General features: G+C 61.3%; 19 protein-coding genes. 8 read left to right on the top strand and 11 right to left on the bottom strand.

Going from position 1 to position 20805, the window contains the following annotated elements:
* Nucleotides 1-30: 30 nt before the first annotated feature.
* From HMPREF2822_RS05325 to dnaA, 4 genes are all read right to left on the bottom strand, one after another.
* Nucleotides 31-573 (bottom strand): DciA family protein, encoded by a 543-nt coding sequence (locus tag HMPREF2822_RS05325; protein ID WP_070521951.1) that lies wholly within the window; start codon nt 571-573, stop codon nt 31-33.
* Nucleotides 566-1744, bottom strand: a complete 1179-nt coding sequence (recF, locus tag HMPREF2822_RS05320) for a DNA replication/repair protein RecF (RefSeq protein WP_070521948.1) — start codon at nt 1742-1744, stop codon at nt 566-568. Before recF ends, HMPREF2822_RS05325 begins: the two co-directional genes overlap by 8 nt.
* A 5-nt stretch (nt 1745-1749) precedes the next feature.
* The gene (gene dnaN, locus HMPREF2822_RS05315; RefSeq protein WP_070521945.1) at nt 1750-2931 is read right to left on the bottom strand and encodes a DNA polymerase III subunit beta; all 1182 of its coding nucleotides are present in this window, start codon (nt 2929-2931) and stop codon (nt 1750-1752) included.
* 576 nt (nt 2932-3507) lie between these two features.
* Nucleotides 3508-5139, bottom strand: coding sequence for a chromosomal replication initiator protein DnaA (gene dnaA / locus HMPREF2822_RS05310; protein WP_070521942.1), 1632 nt, complete (start codon nt 5137-5139; stop codon nt 3508-3510).
* A gap of 799 nt (nt 5140-5938) precedes the next feature.
* On the opposite strand from dnaA, the gene rpmH reads away from it, so the two are divergent.
* The 8 genes from rpmH to HMPREF2822_RS05270 are packed head-to-tail and all read left to right on the top strand — an operon-like array spanning nt 5939 to nt 10872.
* The gene (rpmH, locus tag HMPREF2822_RS05305) at nt 5939-6082 is read left to right on the top strand and encodes a 50S ribosomal protein L34 (protein WP_003847033.1); all 144 of its coding nucleotides are present in this window, start codon (nt 5939-5941) and stop codon (nt 6080-6082) included.
* A gap of 3 nt (nt 6083-6085) precedes the next feature.
* On the top strand, nt 6086-6454 hold the full coding sequence (gene rnpA / locus HMPREF2822_RS05300) for a ribonuclease P protein component (RefSeq protein WP_070521939.1): 369 nt from the start codon (nt 6086-6088) through the stop codon (nt 6452-6454).
* Nucleotides 6442-6720 (top strand): membrane protein insertion efficiency factor YidD, encoded by a 279-nt coding sequence (gene yidD / locus HMPREF2822_RS05295; RefSeq protein ID WP_070521936.1) that lies wholly within the window; start codon nt 6442-6444, stop codon nt 6718-6720. The genes rnpA and yidD overlap by 13 nt, the downstream gene beginning before the upstream one ends.
* A 9-nt stretch (nt 6721-6729) precedes the next feature.
* Nucleotides 6730-7716 carry a membrane protein insertase YidC gene (gene yidC / locus HMPREF2822_RS05290; RefSeq protein ID WP_070521933.1) on the top strand — a complete coding sequence of 329 codons (987 nt, stop codon included), beginning with the start codon at nt 6730-6732 and terminating at the stop codon, nt 7714-7716.
* 23 nt (nt 7717-7739) lie between these two features.
* A complete protein-coding gene (gene rsmG / locus HMPREF2822_RS05285; RefSeq protein ID WP_070521930.1) occupies nt 7740-8369 on the top strand; it encodes a 16S rRNA (guanine(527)-N(7))-methyltransferase RsmG in 630 nt (209 codons plus the stop codon).
* A 10-nt stretch (nt 8370-8379) separates the two neighbouring features.
* A complete protein-coding gene (locus HMPREF2822_RS05280) occupies nt 8380-9228 on the top strand; it encodes a ParA family protein (protein WP_070521927.1) in 849 nt (282 codons plus the stop codon).
* 6 nt (nt 9229-9234) lie between these two features.
* Complete coding sequence (locus tag HMPREF2822_RS05275; protein WP_070521924.1) at nt 9235-10290, top strand: ParB/RepB/Spo0J family partition protein; 1056 nt, start codon at nt 9235-9237, stop codon at nt 10288-10290.
* A gap of 6 nt (nt 10291-10296) precedes the next feature.
* Nucleotides 10297-10872 (top strand): hypothetical protein, encoded by a 576-nt coding sequence (locus tag HMPREF2822_RS05270; RefSeq protein WP_070521920.1) that lies wholly within the window; start codon nt 10297-10299, stop codon nt 10870-10872.
* A 5-nt stretch (nt 10873-10877) separates the two neighbouring features.
* Here HMPREF2822_RS05270 and HMPREF2822_RS05265 read toward each other — a convergent pair whose 3' ends face one another.
* The 7 genes from HMPREF2822_RS05265 to murJ form a co-directional block, all read right to left on the bottom strand.
* A complete protein-coding gene (locus HMPREF2822_RS05265) occupies nt 10878-12062 on the bottom strand; it encodes an N-acetylmuramoyl-L-alanine amidase (protein ID WP_070521917.1) in 1185 nt (394 codons plus the stop codon).
* Nucleotides 12063-12127: 65 nt separating this feature from the next.
* Nucleotides 12128-12451 (bottom strand): thioredoxin, encoded by a 324-nt coding sequence (gene trxA / locus HMPREF2822_RS05260; RefSeq protein WP_070521914.1) that lies wholly within the window; start codon nt 12449-12451, stop codon nt 12128-12130.
* Between the two features lie 7 nt (nt 12452-12458).
* Nucleotides 12459-13385, bottom strand: coding sequence for a thioredoxin-disulfide reductase (gene trxB, locus HMPREF2822_RS05255; protein WP_070521911.1), 927 nt, complete (start codon nt 13383-13385; stop codon nt 12459-12461).
* Between the two features lie 53 nt (nt 13386-13438).
* Nucleotides 13439-13981, bottom strand: coding sequence for an RNA polymerase sigma factor (locus tag HMPREF2822_RS05250; protein WP_070521975.1), 543 nt, complete (start codon nt 13979-13981; stop codon nt 13439-13441).
* 138 nt (nt 13982-14119) lie between these two features.
* On the bottom strand, nt 14120-16630 hold the full coding sequence (gene pepN, locus HMPREF2822_RS05245) for an aminopeptidase N (RefSeq protein WP_070521908.1): 2511 nt from the start codon (nt 16628-16630) through the stop codon (nt 14120-14122).
* 174 nt (nt 16631-16804) lie between these two features.
* Nucleotides 16805-17338, bottom strand: coding sequence for a YceI family protein (locus tag HMPREF2822_RS05240; protein WP_070521904.1), 534 nt, complete (start codon nt 17336-17338; stop codon nt 16805-16807).
* 217 nt (nt 17339-17555) lie between these two features.
* Nucleotides 17556-20798: a murein biosynthesis integral membrane protein MurJ gene (gene murJ, locus HMPREF2822_RS05235; protein WP_070521901.1), complete on the bottom strand. Its 3243-nt coding sequence runs from the start codon at nt 20796-20798 to the stop codon at nt 17556-17558.
* Nucleotides 20799-20805: the final 7 nt, after the last annotated feature.

Below are 20805 nucleotides of genomic sequence, written 5' to 3'. Positions count from 1 at the left end.
AATTTGCGTGAATTTCGCGGTCACCCAAAATCAGCCGTACGTATCTTGCGAACCTTGCGGCTTGACCCATTGGCGGCCCTCATAGTTGCGGTGCTGCTTGGGGCCCTGAATGTGCAGCTTAACCACCACGTCCGGGCCGAGGCGATCTGCAATCTTCTGCAAAATGGGGCGCTGCAGGTAGCGCAACTCGGTGGCCCAGCTGGAAGAATCACACGCCACGTAGACAACCTGCTCTTTGATGGTGAGCGGTTGCGTGTGCGCGGCGATGCGCTCGCCGACGAGGTTTTCCCAATTACCCATGACCCAACCATGAGCCAATTCGTGTTCCCAGCCGCGTTTGCCAATCTCTCGTTGAATCTGTGCGCCGAGGCTAGGGATCTCGAGGCTGCGGCGCCGGCGGCGGCCATCGGGTCCGCTGGGCCGGCCACGCCGATACGGCGTTGGCTGTTGCTCCGAAGGAGTCGGCGTCAGGTTCATCTTGGGAGCCGGCTTGTTTAGCTTCGGCGGATTCTTGGAATTACTTCGCGTGCGCTCGAAGAGCGCCTTGACCGGATCGAAGTCCTGCTCAGTCATCCTCGTCACCGCCCGCCGTATACGGAGTGATCTCGGAGATTCGGCCCTCGTCGGTGTCGCGCACTGTGACCGTAAAGCGTTCAATGGGCTGCAAATTTCCAGGCAAATCCTCATCCACCGCCGCAGTAATGAGCACCTGCTCCGCACCCGCGGCGAGGTGAACGAGCTTTTCGCGCCTTTTCGCATCGAGCTCGGCGAAGACATCATCAAGGATGAGAATCGGATCAGTGCCGTCTTGGCGCAGCAGGTTGAACTCCGCCAGCCGCAAGGAGATGGCATAGGACCAGGTCTCGCCGTGGCTGGCAAAGCCCTTGGCGGGGCTCGTGCCAAGGTTGAGCACCAGATCGTCGCGGTGCGGGCCAACGAGCGAGATGCCGCGTTCGATCTCTCGTTGACGCTTCGTGGCAAGCTCGGTGAGCATCATGGCCTCGATAACCTCGCGGTCTGAGATGTCCACGGTGGATTTGTAGTCAATGGCGGCCGGTCGCGACTCCGGGGCGAGCCCGGCATAAGCGGCGGGAATGTGCTCGCGGAGTTCGTCGACAAGCGCTAGGCGTGCCTGAATCACCTGCGCGCCGAGGGAAGACAGCTGCGTATCCCACACGTCGAGAGTGGCCAGCGCCGAGGCACCGTCACTGTCGCTGTAGCCCCGGCGCAAGCTTGGCGACGCCGACTTCAACAAGGCATTGCGCTGCTTCAGGACCTTGTCATAATCAGCTTTCACTCCCGCCAGGCGTGGCGTGCGGGAGGCAATGATGTCATCCAAATACTGGCGGCGTGCTGCAGGTTCGCCGCGCACGAGGGACAAATCCTCCGGGGAAAACAACACGGTTTTCACCACGCCAAGTAACTCGCGCGGGGACTTCAGGCGCGTGCGGTTGATCTGCGCCTGGTTGGCCGCGTGGGGTTTGATGAGCAAGTGCGCGGTGAGCTCTCTGCCCTGGTTCACCGCGGTGGCGGAGATGCGGGCATTGTGCGCGCCGTGGCGCACGAGGGGGGCATCGTGGGCCACACGGTGCGAAGAAAGATGCGCGGTATACCCGATGGCCTCGACGATATTGGTCTTTCCGAAACCGTTGCGGCCGACAAACAGGGTGATCCCCGGCTTGAGGTTGAGGGTGAGCTCGGGCCAGGAGCGGAAGTCCCTGACATCGAGATCGCGAATATACATATGGCCTAGCCTGGCAAGCGCACCGGCATCAAGAGGTAAGTGAAGTCAGTCTCCGGGGTAGGAAAAGAGCCGTCTTCGTTGGCCGCCGGCAGCTCTTCCGGCTCCGGAATCATGATTGCCGGGCGCGAAGGTTCGGTAAATCCAAAGACCACGCGGTCCGTGTGGACCACGGCCAAACCATCCTTAAGGTAGGACGGGTTGAAGGCGATGACGAAGTCCTCACGGCCGTTGAAAGCACAAGGCAAGGACTCGCTGGCGCGGCCGGAATCAGCACCGGCTGCCAAGGTCACCTCGCCCTCGCGGAATTCCATGCGGATCTGCGCATTGCGATCCGTCAACAACGAGACGCGGCGAATGGCTTCCTGGAGCGGAGCAACCTCAATGCTGGCCATAGCGCTGTGGGTCTTGGGCAGCAAGGGTGCAACGTTGGGGAAATCCGCGTCCAGCATGCGGGTGGTGGTCTCGCGGTTATCCGCATGCAGGCCGAACAGGCCTTCCGCAGCGATGTTCTCACCAGTGCCCACGGCGATTTCAACCGGGATGTTGAGGTGCGTGTCCAAGGAACGGCCGGTCTCCTGCAACGTCTTGGCCGGGACGAGGAGCTTGGCCTGGACGTCAGGAGATACCGGCTCCCACTCGAAGGTGCGCATGGCCAGGCGGAAGCGGTCCGTTGCCGTCATTTCCACGTGAGAACCATTGATGTCAATGTGCACGCCGGTGAGCATCGGCAGCGTGTCATCCTTGCCGGCCGCGGCAACGACCTGGCTGATGGCTTCGACGAAGAGCTGCGGGTTAATGGTGCCGGTGACCTCCGGCAGGACAGGGAGTTGGGGGTAATCATCCAGCGGGATGAGCGGCAGCTCGAAGCGCGAAGAACCACAGGTCAACAGAACCTTGTTATCCTCCTGCGTCATCTCGATTTCCTTGTTGGGCAAGGAAGCAACGATGTCAGAGAGCAACTTACCGGCCACTGCGATGCGTCCCGGCTCATCCACCATGCCGGCGATGCGCACGCGGGTGGAAACCTCGTAGTCGAAGCCGGTGAATTCCAAACCATTGTCATCCGCGGTGATCAGCATGGCGCGCAGTACTGGTTGGGTGACCTTCGAAGGAAGGCTGCGCGCGACCCACGCTACGGCGTTAGCGAGATCATCTTTGGCAACGCGAAATGACACGGACTGCTCCATGATGGTGAGACGCTCCTCTAGTTGCGGATGGAAGATTCTTGCAAGCTCACTCCAACTTACAGGATCGGTGCCGAAGCACAGGATTTTGTCATTCACCTTCCGTGCTTTGCGATTCAAGCGCGCGACCGTGCAGGGCGCCGACGAATCACACACATCCTTTTTCTTCTTGGTTAGGGAGAAAACAAAATAGAAGTAGTAATAAGCGCTGTGGGATCTGTGGACAACCCGCTAAAAGCCAAGCTCTTCACGGTGAAACGATCTGTGAGTCAGGGTGTGGGATCACTGTGATCAAATGACAAGAAATGTGAGTAACTGGGTCGGGGTCAAAGTTATCCACAATTCATCCCCAGATCTGTCTGCGCTGATCACAGAGTTAATCACAAGGGCGATGACCCTTCTGATCTGCTGTGGAAGAAGAAAACGTGATAAGGATCTACAAATTACAACAATGAAATTACACAGCTGTGAATAACGGTGTGGATAACTTTTGGGTGGATAGCAAAGACGCCCCTACCCACGCCCGCGGGGAGGAAATTGCGGGAGGTGGGCAGGGGCGTCGCCAAGCGCTGCGTGGTGCTAGCGCTGGTTGTGGTTCTTCACGCGTTGGGTTAGGGCCTGGATCTCGTCGTACGTGTTGCGGTTCTCAGTCATCTCCTTACGGATCTTGCGGTCCGCATAGATGACGGTGGTGTGGTCCTTGCCGCCGAATTGATCACCAATCTTCGGCAGGGAAAGCTCTGTGAGCTCGCGGCACAGATACATGGCCAGCTGGCGGGCGTGGGCGACGGCGCGCTTCTTACCAGAACCGCGCAGGGTATCCACGTCGATGTCGAAGTAATCCGCTGTGACCTCGATGATGGCCGCCGCGGTGATCTGGCGATCCGCAGAGTCCGGGGCTAGATCATGCAGGGCAATCTCCGCCATCTCCAAACTGATCGGTTCATTGACCAGGGAAGAATACGCAGAAACACGGATGAGCGCGCCCTCCAGCTCGCGGATCGAGGATTCGAAGCGAGAGGCGATGAGCTCGAGGACCGAGCGATCGACGTCGGTGCCGTCCGCGGAGGCCTTCTTCATGAGGATGGCGATGCGCGTTTCCAGGTCTGGCGGCTGAATATCCGTAATCAGTCCTCCCTCGAAGCGTGTGCGCAGGCGATCCTCCAGCGTGGTCAGCTGTTTCGGAGGGCGATCGGAGGACAAAATGATCTGTTTATTGGCCTGGTGCAGCGCATTGAAGGTGTGGAAGAACTCCTCCTGCGTGGACTCCTTGCCCTCTAGAAACTGGATGTCATCGACCATGAGGATGTCCAGGTTGCGGTAGCGGCGCTTGAAGGATTCCTGGCGGTCATCACGCAGGGAATTGATGTAGTCGTTGGTAAATTCCTCCGAGGAGACGTACTTCACGCGCAGGCCCGGATGCAGGACCTGGGCGTAATTACCGGCCGCGTGCAGCAGGTGGGTTTTGCCCAAGCCGGAGCCGCCCCAAATGAAGAGAGGGTTATAGGCGCGGGCGGGGTTTTCGGCCACGGCCACGGCGGCGCCGTTGGCAAAACGGTTGGAGGACCCGATGACGAAGTTTTCAAAAGTGTGCTTCGGGTTGAGGGACTTTTCGCGGTTCGGGTTGTGCGCCGGTTCCTCGCGCGGGATGCGCGGCCCGGTTGCCTCGGGGTAGCCGTTCGGAACGCCGCTCTGCTGATCGCTGTAGTGCTGTGCCAACTCATCCAAGCTAGCCGGAGAATGCGCGGTGTCCCAGGAGCGCGGTTGATGGTGGCTTGGCGTCTCTGGCTGGGCAGATGGAGTGGGCGGCATGGGCTGCTGGAAACCCTGTGCCTGGTGCCCCATGCCGTGCTCGGGCGCCTCGGTTTGGATGGGGCGCTGGGGTGCGGGCGCTTCTGGCGCTTCTTCGTGAGCCGGCTGCGGCGGCGCCGCAATGGTCACGGCCAAAGAACAAGGGCGCCCCATATGCTGCGACAAGGTGCGGGTGATGTACTCCCCCAGCTCGGCCTCGATGACATTCTTGGCGTTCTCGTGCGGGGCGGCGATCAGCGCGTAGCCATCACCGATCATGATGGGTTCTACAAGTTGAAGATTGAGGCGCTGGCTATGGGAGAAATTGGGTACGTCCGAACTTGGTTGTTCGGACTGAGCCAGTAAATCACTGACCACAGCTTTCCAGCTGGCCCGGAGGGCTGCTTGCGGATCAGACAAAACGCCTACCTTCTGTGTAGTCACAGTTCACGCGGTGTCATCGGCCGGGGCCGGCCACACCTACTCGGTTCCCTGAAGAAGAGGCTTTGGGAGCTGAGTATTTACTGCGTGACTGTGGGTTGGGGATCGGGGATGGACGGATGGATGAGGAGAGATACAGGATGAGAAATCACATGAAGTTGTAATTTCCACCGAAGATTCCACACGATGTTTTGGTGTGTAACCTCGGAATCCACAAAGTTATCCACAAGTGTGGATAGGTGGTTTATCCACAGCCTATCTCATAGCTGTGGATAACTGTACATCGGCTCCTCAATGCAGTTAACCTGCATAAACAGCAAAAGTCTCAAGTCTTCATTGAGAGTTATCCACACCCTGTGGGTGACTGTGGAATTCGATTCCTCAGTTGTACCGCGTTATGGGGGCGCTGTCTAACGCACTTTTATGCGCGCTCGGCACGGTGGCGCCAAGCGCGGCGCAAGAACGGCGAGAGGGGGCACTTGTCGCGCAGCATGTGGGCAAAAAGTGGCGTTCTAGCTGCGGATAAAAACATCTTTGTAATTTCGGGGACACCCAGTGTGTCGATTTGTTTCGCGCACTATCTGTCACGTAACCTGTGATGGTCTATCGCAACAGTGCATGGTGCACATGTTGCATGTGGGAATGCCTCGCCACGCCTCACGGCGCTTCACGTGCGAAGCCACATCCCCACGTACACCATTCATCAGTGGATGTTTATGCCCACCGCCCTCACCGGCGTGTGGCTGTGCCATCCACCAACAACTTCAAGGAGTTAATCGTGGCAAAGGGTAAGCGTACCTTCCAGCCGAACAACCGTCGTCGCGCTCGTAAGCACGGCTTCCGTACCCGCATGAGCACCCGCGCCGGCCGCGCCATCGTCGCCGCTCGTCGCAAGAAGGGTCGCGCTAAGCTCACCGCTTAATTCATGCTTCCAGCCCAGCACAAGCTCACGTCCCCGAGGCAATTTCGGAGGACCATCAAGGGCGGGCGCCGGGCGGGCACGCGCACTGTCGTCGTGCATTTGCGCTTTAACGACGGTGAAGACGACATCGCGGCCACTGGGCCGCGGTTCGGCCTCATCGTGTCGAAGGCCGTCGGGAATGCCGTGGTTCGCCACCGCACCTCCCGGCGGCTTCGTCATGTGTGCATGTCCCTCATGCGCGATGGCGTCAACGGGACAGTATTGCCCGCCAATGTTGACATTGTTATCCGCGCCTTGCCCGCTAGCGGTAGTGCCACCAGTGAGCGCCTTGAGCGTGATATCCGCAAAGCACTAAGCACATGGGATATCTGAACTCTCAAGGAGAGGAGATTCCTGAAGCCCGCGGGTTCGGGAGAATCCTAGTTCACGGGGTGCGCTTCTACCAAAAGCACTTGTCAGGCCTTAAGATGGTCTCCACCTGTCGTTTTGAACCGACGTGCAGTGCCTATGCTCTCGAAGCCATCTCCATCCATGGAGCCTTCAAGGGGACGGGCATGGCCCTCGCCAGGTTATGCAAGTGCGGTCCCTGGCACCCGGGCGGGTTTGATCCGGTACCGACCAAACAACAACTGAGGTAAACAACTCTCGTGCTTAATTTCATTTATTGGCCAATTTCAGCCGTCCTGTGGTTCTGGCATTGGCTCTTGAGCTTCGTCCTTGATTCCGCATGGGGCGGAACCTGGATCATCGCCATCGTTCTTCTGACATGGACGCTCAAGGCCATCATGGTCAAGCCGACCATCACGCAGCTGCGCTCTTCACGCAAGATGCAGGAGATCCAGCCGCAAATTCAGGAACTGCGCACCAAGTACGCCAATGACCAGACCAAGGCTGCCCAAGAGATGCAGCGCATCTACAAGGAAGCCGGCGTTCGTCCGGTGGCGGGCTGTCTGCCGATGTTCGCGCAGATCCCCATGTTCATTGGTCTGTTCCACGTGCTGCGTTCCTTCGACCGCACCGTTGCCGTCGCCGGTGGCGTGGGCCACCCGGCGGGTGAAGCAATGTCGGAGGAGATGAACGCCTCCATTGCGAACTACATCTTCGAACCTGAGCTGGTGAAGCAGTTCGTAGACGCCAAGATCTTCGGTGTCCCGCTCGTGGCCAACCTGAGCCTCAACTCCGGTCTGGAGATTGTTAAGGAAACCACCACCGCACAGGCGGCCTTCATCATCGTGCCGCTCATCGCCATCATTGCGACGCTGACCCACTTCAACGCCCGCATGACGCTGAACCGTCAGGAGGCGCGCCGCGCGGCCGGCAAGACCGCTACCCCGCAGGGTCAGAACGCGGAGATGATGCAGCAGCAGATGGCCATGATGAACAAGATGATGCTGTGGTTTATGCCGGCAATGCTGGTGTTCTCCGGCTTCATCTGGCCCATCGGCTTGCTCTTCTACATGCTGGCCAACACCGTGTGGACCTTCTTCCAAACTCGCATCGTCTACGCCAAGATGGACCGCGAGGAAGAAGAAGAGGCAGCTGCCAAGGCTGAGCTCAAGCGCACTTCTGCCCCGAAGCCGGGCGCACGCAAGAAGGATCACCGCTCTAAGAAACAGCGCCGCAAGAACAACTAGAACGTAACCCAGGAGTTTTCACAGTGACTGAATCTGTGTCCGACACTGTGCCACTGGACCCGTCTGACGTCTTCGGATCGCGTCTGCCGCTCGCGCAGAAATACCACGATTCGCTGGCTACGGACGGGTCCACCCGTGGTTTTATAGGTCCCCGCGAGGTCCCGCGCCTGTGGGAGCGCCACCTCATTAACTGCGCCGTGGTCGCGGAGGTAATGCCGCAGGGCGCCACGCTTATCGACGTCGGCAGTGGCGCCGGCTTGCCCGGCATCCCGCTCGCCATCGCGCGCCCTGACCTGACAATCACCCTCATCGAGCCGCTGCTGAAGCGCTCCACTTACCTCAACGAGGTCGTCGACCTGCTGGGCCTCGATAACGTCACCGTCATCCGCGGCCGCGCCGAGGAAGGCCCGGTGAAGAAGGCCGTTAAGGGTGCCGACATCGTGACCTCCCGCGCGGTGGCCCCGTTGGGCAAGCTGGCCAAGTGGTCCCTGCCGCTGGTTCGCAAGGGCGGAGAGATGATCGCTCTCAAGGGTTCCTCGGTGCACGAGGAGCTGGAGCGCGACGCAGCCGACATCAAGCGCGCCGGTGGCGGAAAAGCCGAGGTCATGACCATCCACGGCACCACCATTATCCGTGTCCCGCGCGTGAACTAAAGTAGACGGCATGACTCATCCTCGTCTTATCACCATCGCGAACCAGAAGGGTGGCGTGGGTAAAACCACCTCCGCCGTCAACCTTGCCGCCGCGCTCGCTGAGGCCGGCAAGAAGGTCCTGGTGATCGACTTGGACCCGCAGGGCAATGCCTCCACCGCGGTGGGCGCGGAGCACACCTCCGGCACCAAATCCAGCTATGAGGTTTTGTTGGGTGACTGCAGCGCGGAGGATGCGATGCAGCACTCCCCCGACGATGAAAACCTCTACTGCATCCCCGCCACCATCGACCTCGCCGGCGCGGAGATTGAAATGGTCTCCCTGGTTCGCCGCGAGTTTCGCCTGTATGACGCCCTGCACAACGGCTTCCTCGAAGAGCATGGCTTTGAGTACGTTTTTATTGACTGCCCACCATCTCTAGGCTTGCTCACCATCAATGCGATGACGTGCGCAGAAGAGGTCATTATTCCCATCCAGTGTGAGTACTACGCCCTGGAGGGCGTGGGCCAGCTGCTGGGAAATATCTCCATGATCCGTGAGCACCTCAACGAGGATCTGCACATCTCCGGCGTGCTGCTCACCATGTTCGACGCCCGCACCAAGCTGGCAGAGCAGGTGGCCAATGAAGTGCGCGAGCAGTTCGGCGCCGTCGTCTTAGGCAACGTCATCCCGCGCTCCGTTCGCGTTTCGGAGGCGCCGGGTTATGGTAAGACGGTTATCGCTTATGACCCGTCGTCGACAGGCGCCCGCGCCTACGCCGCCGCCGCACGCGAGTTGGATAAGCGCGGGGACTACACGCCGCACCCCACCACGGGTGCCATTGGCGTGAGCCCAGAGATTTTCGCGGAATTGGAAGGATAGGACACCGTGGCAGATAAGAAGGCAGACCACAAGCCGGAGCAGCGCCAGGGCGGTTTGGGCAAGGGCTTGGCCGCGCTCATCCCGTCCGGCCCGGGTGCGCCCTCCCGCAAGCCACGCTTGGGAGATTCCGCCGCAGATATCATTCTCGGTGCGTCCACCGGCGCTCCTAAGGATGCCGGCACGAAAAGGGTGCAGGGTGCGCCCACTATCCAGCAATCCTCGGGTTCGAAGAAGCGTCAGGCCAAGCCTTCGGTGATTGGTGCGACTTACCGCGAGATTTCCGTCGGTGACATCATGCCCAACCCGAAGCAGCCGCGTACTGTCTTCGACGAGGATGACCTGGCCGAGCTGGTCCACTCCATCAAGGAATTCGGTCTGTTGCAGCCGGTCGTGGTCCGGCCTTCCGAGGAGGGCGGCTTCGAGCTCATCATGGGTGAGCGCCGCTGGCGCGCCTCTTCCAAGGCGGGCCTGGCCACCATCCCGGCTATCGTCCGCGATACCAAGGATGATGACCTCCTGCGGGACGCTCTGCTGGAGAATATCCACCGCGTGCAGCTCAACCCGTTGGAAGAAGCACACGCCTATCAGCAGCTTCTTGAAGAATTTGGGGTTACCCAAAATGAGTTGGCTGACCGCATTGGTCGCTCGCGCCCGCAGGTGACCAACATGATCCGCCTGCTCAAGCTGCCGGTGGACGTGCAGAAGCGCGTTGCCGCGGGTACGTTATCGGGCGGTCACGCCCGCGCGTTGCTGGGTTTGCCGGATGCAGAGGCCATGGAGCTCATTGCCAATCGCGTCGTGGCCGAGGGCCTTTCTGTGCGAGCCACCGAGGAAGCCGTCACCCTGTACAAGCGCGATGGCAAGCCAGCCGAGCCAACCAAGAAGCCCGCTGCCCCGCAGCCGCAGTTCTTTACGGACTCCGCCGAGCGCTTGGCTGATCGCTTCGACACCAAGGTCACCGTCACCATGGGCAAGCGCAAGGGCAAGATGGTCGTCGAATTCGGTGACCAGGAGGATTTCGAGCGCATCCTAGCGCTCATTGAGGGCAAAGAAGGCAGCTAGCTCGCCATGCTCGTTCAGGCCGTCAAGGAAGGTGTTGCTATCAACCCCTTGGCGGCCCGATCTATTTTTTGGGAGCTGAAAACCACGGTCGCTGACCCTGCATTTGAAAAGGAGGCATGGATCAGCGCCACCCTGCTGCGCTGCGGCGAGTGCGGTTTTACCGTGGGCGATGAGGCCACGCTCCTCTTCTGTCCGCCTGAGCTTGCCCCCGGTGTGGCCAAGCTGCCCACTTCCCCCGTCTCGGAGGATGCGGTCCTGGTGACTTCGCTATTTGTAAAGCCGCACCGCGCGGCGAAGGGCTTGGAAGCAGTGCTTCTCGACGCCACCATCATGCACCTCACCTCACGCGAGGCTAGCGCCGTTGAGGCCTTTGGCTTTCGTGATGCCCGCCAGGCCGAAGAGCTCCTCCGCGAGAAACCCGCTCGCATAGGCCTATTACCTGTGGAGACGCTGGAGTCCGCCGGTTTCATGGTGGTGCGCGATCACCCTATTACCCCGCGCCTGCGCCTCGAGCTTCCACCGGCTTTCGACCTGCTGACCGCAGCCGCGGTGGAGGACCTCCTCGCCCGCGCTTTGGCCTAAGCCCTTTAGGAAGAGCGCTCGGCGCGCAGCAGCTCGTCGAAGCGGTAGGTGCCGGTCACGGCGGTATCCTCGTCCAAGAGGTAGAGGCGCTTGACGGAGACGACGATGGCCTCGGCGATGTCATCGCGGCGGTCCGGGTTGGTAAGGATAGCCACGTCCTTGGGGCTGGTCAGGTAACCCAGCACGACCTGCACCACCGGCATCTGCGTCAGGCGCAACAACGCCCACGTGCGGCCGTGGTTGCGGCAGTTACCCAGCTCGGTACGGGCAACGATCTCACGCTGGATGAAGCCGGAGAGCGTCTCACCGATGAGGGAAGAGTTGCCGGATTCCGACCCAAAGTAGAAGGTGGCTACGCCGTTGGCCTTCTCCGTGGGGTATTCATCGCAGGCCAGTGAAATAACCAGGTTGGCGTCGAATGCATTGGCCATGTCTGCGCGGTCACGGATCGATGGGTCATCGTTGCGCGGGCGGGAGATGATGGTCTCCATGCCGGCGGCGATCATGCGCCCGGCAACACGCTCGGCCAAGTCCCAGAGGATCTCCTCTTCCGTGATGTTGCCGAAGCGTCCCCTGACCGTGCGGCCCTTGTTGAGGCCACCCAGGCTGGGGTCGATCACAACGCGCTTGCCGGCCAGCTTTGGCCCGGCATTGCGCACGCGCTCGCGTTCCTGGATATTGTGCGCCGAGCCGCCAGTGATACGCCGACCCAGCAGGTTGAGGGCGTTAATGGTGGCAGGGCCACAGATCCCGTCACTGCGCAGGCCAGAGTTGAGTTGGTATTCCGCCAGCGCCGCGTAGGTGCGGGCACCGAAATGGCCATCGATGCGTTCTTGGTAGAAGCCAAGCTCCTGCAGTTGTTCTTGGAGCTGTGCTACGTCATCGCCCACCTGCACGTTGCCCGGTTCATAGGCCAGAACGCGGGCGCCCAGCGTGTAGGAAGCCTGGCGCAGCTCGCGCAGAGTGAGGTCATCAATATCGCCGCTAGGCACGATGCCGCGGGATTGCTGGAAGGCCTTGAGGACCTCGGCCAAATTGTTATCAAAGTGCTTATCGGCTTCGGAGTACTTTTGCTTCTTCCAGTCGGACAAAGTCCCCTGGTAGTCAGTCATCAGGCCGAGGCGGGCAAGGGTTGCGCGTGCTTCGGCGACCCGAACGCTCTGGTCACCTACACGTAAAACGCGATTCACACCTACCCCTTTCGTGATCAAGGAGGCGCACCGCAGTGCGCCATCAACGAGTTAAAGAATACCAGTTAGAGCTGTTTCTTTATCTGCGCCACGATGTCGGCCTTGGAACGCAGGCCGACGAACTCGTCGACCTTCTCACCATTCTTGAAAATCAGCACGGATGGGATCGACATGATCTGGAACATGGCACCCAGGGTGCGCTCCTCGTCCACGTTGACCTTGACCACGGAGACGTCATCATCGAGTTCTTCGGCGACCTCTTCGAGAATCGGGGACAACTTCTTGCACGGCCCACACCATTCAGCCCAGAAGTCCACGACGACGGGCTTGCCTGCCTCCACGACGTCCGCGCGGAAGGAATCAGTAGTGACGTTCTTAATGTTGCTCATGTGACTATTAACGGTTATCGGCGAGGAAATGTTCCGCATCAATGGCCGCGCGGCAGCCGGAGCCAGCCGCGGTGATGGCCTGCTGGTAGTGGTCATCCACCAAGTCGCCGCAGGCGAAGACACCGGGCAGCGAGGTCTTAGTCGAAGGCTGCTCCACGACAACGTAGCCAGCCTCATTGGTGGCCACCTGGCCCTCGAGGAAGCCGGAGCGCGGGTCATGGCCAATCGCCACAAACATGGCGGTGACATCGAGTTCGCTGGTTTCGCCGGTTAGGGCGTTCTTGACCTCCAGGCCGCCAACCTTGCCGTCCTTATCCAGGACGCGCTCAACGGTGGTATTGGTCAGCCACTTGATCTGTGGGTTCTCCTTGGCGCGCTCCAGCATGATCTTGGAGGCGCGGAAGTTCTCGGAGCGGTGGATGATCGTTACGGTTTCGGCGAACTTGGTGAGGAAGGTGGCCTCCTCCATGGCGGAATCGCCGCCGCCGACGACGGCAATGTTGTGGCCCTTGAAGAAGAAGCCATCGCAGGTGGCGCAGGCGGACACGCCGCGCCCAGCGAGCTCGGATTCACCCGGAATGCCCAGGTAGCGCGGCGCTGCACCGGTGGCGAGGATGACGGTGCGGGCCTCAAAGACCTCGTCACCGACGTGCAGCTTCTTCACCTCGCCCTCGAGCTCGACGGAATCGACAACCTCCATGCGCAGGTCCGCACCGAAGCGGATGGCCTGGGCGCGCATTTCTTCCATGAGCTCGGGGCCCATGATGCCCTTCTGGAAGCCCGGGTAGTTCTCCACCTCGGTGGTGTTCATGAGTTCGCCGCCGTATTCAAAGCCCTCGAAGACGATGGGATTGAGCTCGGCACGTGCTGCGTAGAGTGCTGCGGTGTAGCCGGCGGGGCCGGAGCCGACGATGGCGACATCGTGGATGGTCACAAAAAACTCCCTTGAGACGACAATTCCGATCAAGAATCAGATTCTACTCGGCCTCAGTCTATCGCCGCACGCAGCACTTGCCGAGCCCGGGCTCGCCGCGATTTCACCGTGCCTGGCGCAACGCCCTGCACTTTGGCCACCGCATCGATGGGATAGCCTGCTACGTCGGTCAGGTACAGCGCTTCTCGCTGGTCCTGGCGCAACGTCTCCATCGCTTGGGCCACCGTGATGCGTTCCGCCAAGTTCTCACTGGGATTGTGCGCGAGTGCGTAGTTGCGGTCATCCTCAATGATCTCTGCATCCAGGGAGGCGTTCTCCCGGTTGGAGCGATGGTTGAGGAAGTCATAGCCGGAGTTCATCACCAGCCTGTGCAGCCATGTGCTCAGCGTGGCATCGTGCCGGTAGGAGGCCATGTTGCAGCTGGCCTTGAGCAGTGCCTCCTGCACGATGTCCTGCGCATCATCATCGTTGCGCGTATAGCGCCGCGCCATGGCCGTCAGGCGCGCACGGTGCTTCTCGACGATTGCCGAAAAGGCCTTAGTATCTCCGCCAATGAAGGCGTCGACGAGTTCACGATCGGTCGGCTGAGCTGACAAGAAGAATCCCCCCGGAAACTTGAGCAATGACACATGGGTCAACACAGTCCCTTGGCCGAAGCCGATGGTGTGTGATTGTCCCCCGTTAATGTGCTTGTGAGTTTACGGGAAGATTCTGCAGTCCGCTACGCGCCGCGTCTACTGCGCCGCACGCACGCGTTGCGCGCGACGCAGCGCATCCTGGCATTCCAGCAGCACGCGGCGCAGCGCCCGAGGGCGTTCGCTGCTCAGGAACTCGCTGGTGGCGGCGTCGGCCATCGCGAGATCCGGGTAAAGCCCGCGCACGAGGCGGTTAGCAATCTCGATGGGGTGCTCCTCCCAGAGCTTCGCCAGAGAGTCGAAATACTCCTGGGCAAAGGCCTCGGTGAGGTGGGCCGAGCACGGGGCGTTAAACGCCGCGAGCAGGGAATCCACCTCCGCGTTGGAGTACTTACCCGGCGTGCGTACGAGATCGAAGACTTCGCGCTTGAGCTCGGCAGATGGGAAAGCGTGGGAGGCGCCCAGGTAGGCGGCGGCACCGGTGAGCGTGTTATCGCGCTCCTTCTCCGCCTCCAGCTCATCGGAGTTCACGGCATCGCGGGCGGCCAAGGCGCGGAGGATGGCCCAGCGGATGTCCGGGTCGAGGGCGAGGCCGTCGAGGGAGCCGTCGTAAAGCGCGCGCAGACGTGGCGTGCCGGATTCTGCTGGGTTGGCCGCGAAGGCCTGGATGGCGGCGCGGGCGACGGTGAGCTGCGCATCGGAGCCTGCCGGCGCCTGCTGCAGAACCTCCCAGAGGCGCTCGGCATAATCGGCGCGAATCTCTTCGCGGTCATCCTCGCTCACGAAGTGGTCGATGGCATAGCGGGCATTGGCAAAGGCTGTGGTCAGAAGCGTCGGGTTGGACTCCGCCGGGGCGTGGTTGAGCACCGTGTCCAGGTAGGAACGCACTGGCCACTCGCCATCGCGGGTGAGATTCCACAGGGAAGTCCAGATGACCGCGCGGGAAAGCTCATCCGGAACTTCAGACAGGCGCGTGCGAATGGTCTCCAAGGAGGTCTCGTCGAAGCGGACCTTGGCGTAGGTGTGGTCGCCGTCGTTAAGCAGCAGCAACGCCGGCGCCTGCAGCCCCGATGCCTCATCGAGGATGGTGCGCTCGCCCTCCAGATCGACGTCGAGGGTGGCGTACTTGTTCAGGGAGTCATCGAAGAGTGCCACGTTGAGGCGGTGCGGGCGCGTGGTGTCCTCGGCTTCCACCGCGATGGCGAGCTCGTGGATCTTATCGCCGTCCGTGTGCAGCTCCGGGGTGAGCGTGTCCGGGCCCCACGTGCGCAGCCAGGCTGTGGACCAGGCGTCCAGGTCGCGGTCGGTGTGCTTCTTCAGCGCCGTGAGCAGGTCCTCGAAGGTGGCGGCAGCAAAGGCGTGCTCCTGGAAGTAGTCGCGCGCGCCGGCGTAGAAGTTCTCCCGGCCCACGTAGTGCACCAGCTGCTTGAGCACCGCTGCACCCTTGGCATAAGTAATGCCGTCGAAGTTCTGGCGCGCGGCATCGACGTCCGGGATCTCGGCCTTGATCGGGTGCGTGGTGGGCAGCTGATCCTGCAGGTACGCCCAGTTCTTTCGTTGCCCGGCGAAGTTCACCCACGCCTCGGTGTATTCGGTGGCGTGGACCGAGGAATCCGCGCCCATGAACTCCGCGAAGGACTCCTTGAGCCACAGGTCATCCCACCACTGCGGGGTGACCAGATCACCGAACCACATGTGCGACATCTCGTGCAGGATGGTGTTCGTGCGCCCGGCATGCTGCGCGCGGGTGGCGGCAGAACGGAAGAGGTAATGCTCCGTAAAGGTCACGAGGCCGGGGTTCTCCATGGCGCCCAGGTTGTATTCCGGAACGAAGATGGAATCATACTTGCCCCACGGGTACGGGTAGCCAAAACTGCTGTGGAAGAAGTCCATGCCTTGTGCTGTGACCTGCAGGATTTCATCATCCAGGTATTCGGCCATGGAGGCGCGGGCAAAGGCGCGCAGCTCCACTTCCAAGGAGCCATCGGGGGCGGTCCAGGTGCTGTGCTTCTCGACGTACGGCCCCGCCGCAAACGCCGTCAAATACGTCGACAGCAGAGGGGTCGGCGCGAAGTGTGCCACTTCCCCGCTATCCGTCTTCTCGCGGCTGATCTCCGGTTGATTGCTGAGCAGCTGCCAGCCTTCCGGGCCGGTGAGGTGCACCTCGTAGCTGGCCTTGAGATCCGGCTGGTCAAAGCAGGGGAAGATGCGGCGGGCATCGGATGGCTCGAGGTGCGAGTAGAGGTAGGTGGTGTCATCGGCCTGGTCGTGCATGCGGTGCAGGCCCTGGCCGGTGCGGGAGTAATAGGAGGAGCCGGTGATCTCCACGGTGAGTTCCTCCCCCACTGGAAGGTTGCTCAGGTAGACCCGTCCACCGTCGAAGGTGTTCTCCACCTCCTTGTCGTTGACGCGCACTGCGTGCACGGCCTTGCCCAAGTAATCCACGAAGGTCTCGGGCTTAGTGGTGGTGAACGTAATACGTGAGGTGACCTCGTAGGAGTCGGCGTCGGTTGGCGCGCTCGTGACGTCGAGGTGCAGATCGTAGGTGCTCAAACGCAGCGCGGTGCTGCGGGCGGTGGCTTCTGCATGGGTGAGGTTTGCGGTAGTCATGCGCTACATCTTAAACGTCGCTGCGGTGCGTATCACAGGTAAGCTGCCCGGAGTTGTTTATTACTCGGTTGTGGCGCCTTAGTCGTCAAAAAGTTGTTGCCCGTAGTGCCGAAATGGGCACTACGGGCAACAACTAAAAACTACTTCTCAAGGCGAGGTATCACGCCTGACGGCCTACTGCTTGATGGCAGAAACCTCGAGCTCGATCTTGATCTCCTCGGAGACGAGCACGCCGCCGGTCTTCAGCGGAGCGTTGAAGTCGATGCCGAAGTCGGTGCGGTTAATGGAGGTCTTAGCCTCGAAGCCAAGGCGGGTGTTGCCGAAGGGATCCTCGGCCACGCCGGTCTCTTCTACCTTGAAATCAACGGACTTGGTGGTGCCCTTGATGGTGAGGTCACCGGTGACGGTGCCCTCACCCTCGTCGTTAACGTCGAACTTGGTCGCGGTGAAGGTCATCTCCGGGAACTTCTCTACGTCGAAGAAGTCCTCATTCTTTACGTGTGCATCGCGATCAGCGTTCTTGGTATCGATGGACGCCGTCTTCACCGTGGCGGTGGCGGCGGAGTCAGTAATGTTCTCCCCTACGGTCAGGGTGCCTTCGAACTCGTTGAAGTTGCCGCGCACCTTGGTGATCATGGCGTGGCGGGCAACAAAGCCGATAGTGGTGTGTGCCGGGTCCAGTGCGTACGTTCCTGCGGTGATAGTCATGGGTTCCTCGTTTCTTCTAGGTTTCTCTAGATTGTTGACGTGACAACAAGAATTATACGCTCCTTCACTTATCTGTCAAGGGAAGAAATTGCAAGAACACTAAAGCCCCAGACCTGCAACCCGAAACCTGCAGGGCGTCGTCAAGCGCGTGGTGTGTCTGAGTCAGCGAGCAGGGAGTTTCGGGATCGAGGTCTGGGGAAATGCGTGAGGTGGTGGGTTAGTTGGTGGGGATGCCCACCAGGGTGGCCTCCTTCAGTGTCACGGAGCCGGATTTGGGCATGTCGGTGAAGACGATGAGGGCGCCGTCGAAGGCCACGGGCTTCTCCTTGAGCTCGATGTCTTGGCGCGCGTTGGTTAGCGTGCCGTGTGCGAGCTCGGTGAGCTTGCCGGAGTCAGGATCCGTGGGGTCAAAATCCTTGGTATTAACGCCATAGACTTCGTACTTGGCGCCGGTGGACTTGCTCTGCTGAAGCGGAAGCGCTCGGAGTTGCGTGGGCTTGTCAATGCTGAGCAGGAGTCCAGTGTCTGCCTTCTTCGTGGACCATGAACCAGAAACTTCCTTGCCCTCCGGAACGGAGGTGGTCTTGACGTCCTTCAGGAGCACCGGCGGCACGTTGGGGAATGAGGTTTCAGTCGTCGATTCGCTCTTCGTCACCACGGGGGAAGTCTTTTCATTACCCACATGGGATAGGATCCACACGCTGAGCGCGGCCATCGCCACGACGAAGAGGGTGGCCAGCGCGCCTAGGACGATGATGCCGGAGCCAGAATAGCCGCGGCCGCCGAAGCCCGGTGCGGGGCTCGGGTCCTCCTTGCGCGGGGTCTCCTCGACTGGAATCTGGAGGGTCTCCTCGCCCTCGTCGCCATCGCCGGCGAAGGCCGCCAAGCGGTTGGCGATGTCCTCGAGATCGGAGTCTTGGCCCTCCTCAGCGTCGGCAGCAATCTCCTGTAGCACCTCCGGTGTCGGACTGGTGGACTCCACGAGGAGCGAGATGGCGGAGGCCAGCGCCGAGCGGTCAGTCTCCTCATCGTTGCTGTGCAACACCGCGGGGAAGGCCAGGGTGGCAATGCCCTCGGTGGAAATGCGGATGCGGTTGCGGTTCTCAATTCCCAGCACGAGGCCCGCCGCGTGGGCGGCAGCCGTGGTGCGCACCAGCGGGACCAAGGCGTGGGCGACGGCGCGCGGATCGAGGTCCTCATCCTCCGACACCGTCTTCAGGGAGGTGCCCTCCACCCAGTCCGCCACGACGAGGCAGCCCTGGCGGTAGGACAGGATGTCGATGTTCTCCGCCATGGCATCCAGTTCCATCTCAGCCAGGCGGCGCGTGGCGCGGGAGACCTCCGCGGAGCGGCGGGCGGCTACCGCCGGGGTGGCGGGAGCCATCGGAGCCTCGCCCGTGGTGTCCACGAATGTCAGCGATACCAGGCGGCCGGTGGCCTGCTCGCGGGCCTTCCAGAAGCGGGTACCTGCGGCAGAGCCGTAGTCCTTGAGGAGGCGGAAGCGGCCATCGGATACCGGTGCGCCCGGCACCAAGCGTGGCCCGCGGACAATACCGGCGGACATCGGCGGCGGTACCGGCGAGGAGTTGAAGGCATCCACGCTGAAGATCGGTTGGATCTCCAGCTGCTCTGGGGCCTCGACCTCGATGGCCTCGGCATGCTCGATCTTGATGATGCGGGACATGCCGGGGATGCGCTGCAGCTGGCGGCCAAGGTTGATGACTTCCGGCAAGCCCGAGCGCGAGAGCACGATGCCGGTAACAGCCACGAAGATGAGGCCCGCCACGGCAAGCTTCAGCAGGTACACGAATGGCGGCACCTGCTCCGGGAGCACGAGGTTGATGACGTAATTGATGGCGAAGGCCACCACGAGGCCCACGAGGGAGGCCAGCACTGACCAGATAGTCGTCGCGATAACCGCGCGGCCGCCCAGGCTGCCCAGCTTTCGCTTGAGCAGGAAGCCGCCGATCACCGCGCCGGCCACGAAGCCGAAGCCGTTGGCAGTGCCCAGAAGGACGACCACGCGGTCGGGGGAATCCGCCACGTGTGGGGCAAACAGGGAGAGCACCGACTTGGTGAGCGTGATGCCGGCGATGATAAACGTCGGCGTCCACGCTTCCTCACGGGCGTAGAACACGCGCAGGTGCAGTAGCACGAGGGCGTATGGGATGAGGGTAAAGGCAGAGAAGCTCAGCGTGAGGCCGAGTACCTCGGCCGCCTTGGCGTTGAAGGCGCCGTATTGGAAAAGGCCGCGGGCGATCGGGATGCCGAATCCCGTCATGAAGATGACGATGGGAATCAGGGCGATAAACGTCAGCTTCGTGCCCAGCGTGAGATCCCGGACCACGGCCTTGACGTCACCGTCCGCGGCGTTGCGGGACAGGCGCGGCATAATTGCGGTGAGCAGCGTGACGCCAATGACGCCATAGGGTACCTGCAGGAGAAGCCATGCCTGCTGGTAGATAAACGGCGCTTCTTTGTCAGCATGGGCCGCCACGCGGGAAGTGATGACGTAACCCAGCTGGGAAACCGCTACGTAGGCCACGATGGCCATGGCCATGCCGCCGAACTGCTTGAGGCGGTCATCTAGGCCCCACAGCGGCTTGAGGTTAATGCCCGCCTTCTTGAGATAAGGGAAGAGGATGAGGCATTGCACCACCACGCCCGCCGTGGTGCCTAGGGCTAGGAGCAGCACGTGCCGGTCCGTGATCGGCGAAGGCGCATCGGGATGCAAGCTGCCCGGGAGCAGCTGGTAGGCCACGAGCACCGTAATCGAGATGATGTTATTGACCACCGGTGCCCACGCGCCTGGCCCAAAGATGCTCTTGGTGTTGAGCACCGCTTGGAAGAGCGCGAAAAGCCCGTAGAAGAAGATCTGCGGCAGCAGCAAGTAGGCAAAGGAGGTGGCCTGCACGGCATTGACCTCGCCGTCCTCCGGCAACATCATGCGCGTTAACTGCGGGGCAAAGATGCAGGAAAGCACCGTGATCGTGGCCAGCAGGGAGAAGGCCAGCGTGAAGAGGCGCCGGACAAAGTCCTCGCCACGGTCAGCGTCTTCCTTTTCCGCGCGCACCAGCACGGGCACCACGAGCGAGGTCAGCACCGCGCCCAACACGATCTCCGTGATGAGGTTGGGCAGCTGGTTCGCCGTGGTGAAGGCGGAGGAAATAGCCGGGCCGAGCGACGAGCCGATGAGCACGTTGCGGATGAATCCCGTGATGCGGGAAATCATCGTCGCAATGGCCATGGAGCCGGTCGCGCGAACGACGGCGCCGTCGGAGTTCTTTTCGCCGGAGGGCTCACTCGAGGCAGCGGCGGCCTTGCCCTTCAGTCCCGAGCGGTCCTCGAGTTCGTCGTCGACAGCAACGACGCCACTCGGCGCGCGCTTTTCCGGGACCGGTGCCGGTGGCGAGGGCGTGACAATGCGTCGACGGGCACCAGACTTAGGTTCATGTGTCATTGAGAAA

The organism is Corynebacterium sp. HMSC062E11, assembly GCF_001811845.1.
GTDB classification, from domain to species: domain Bacteria; phylum Actinomycetota; class Actinomycetes; order Mycobacteriales; family Mycobacteriaceae; genus Corynebacterium; species Corynebacterium hesseae.
The sequence above is the reverse complement of the archived record's forward strand: the minus strand, read 5'-3'. Positions and strand labels throughout refer to the sequence as shown.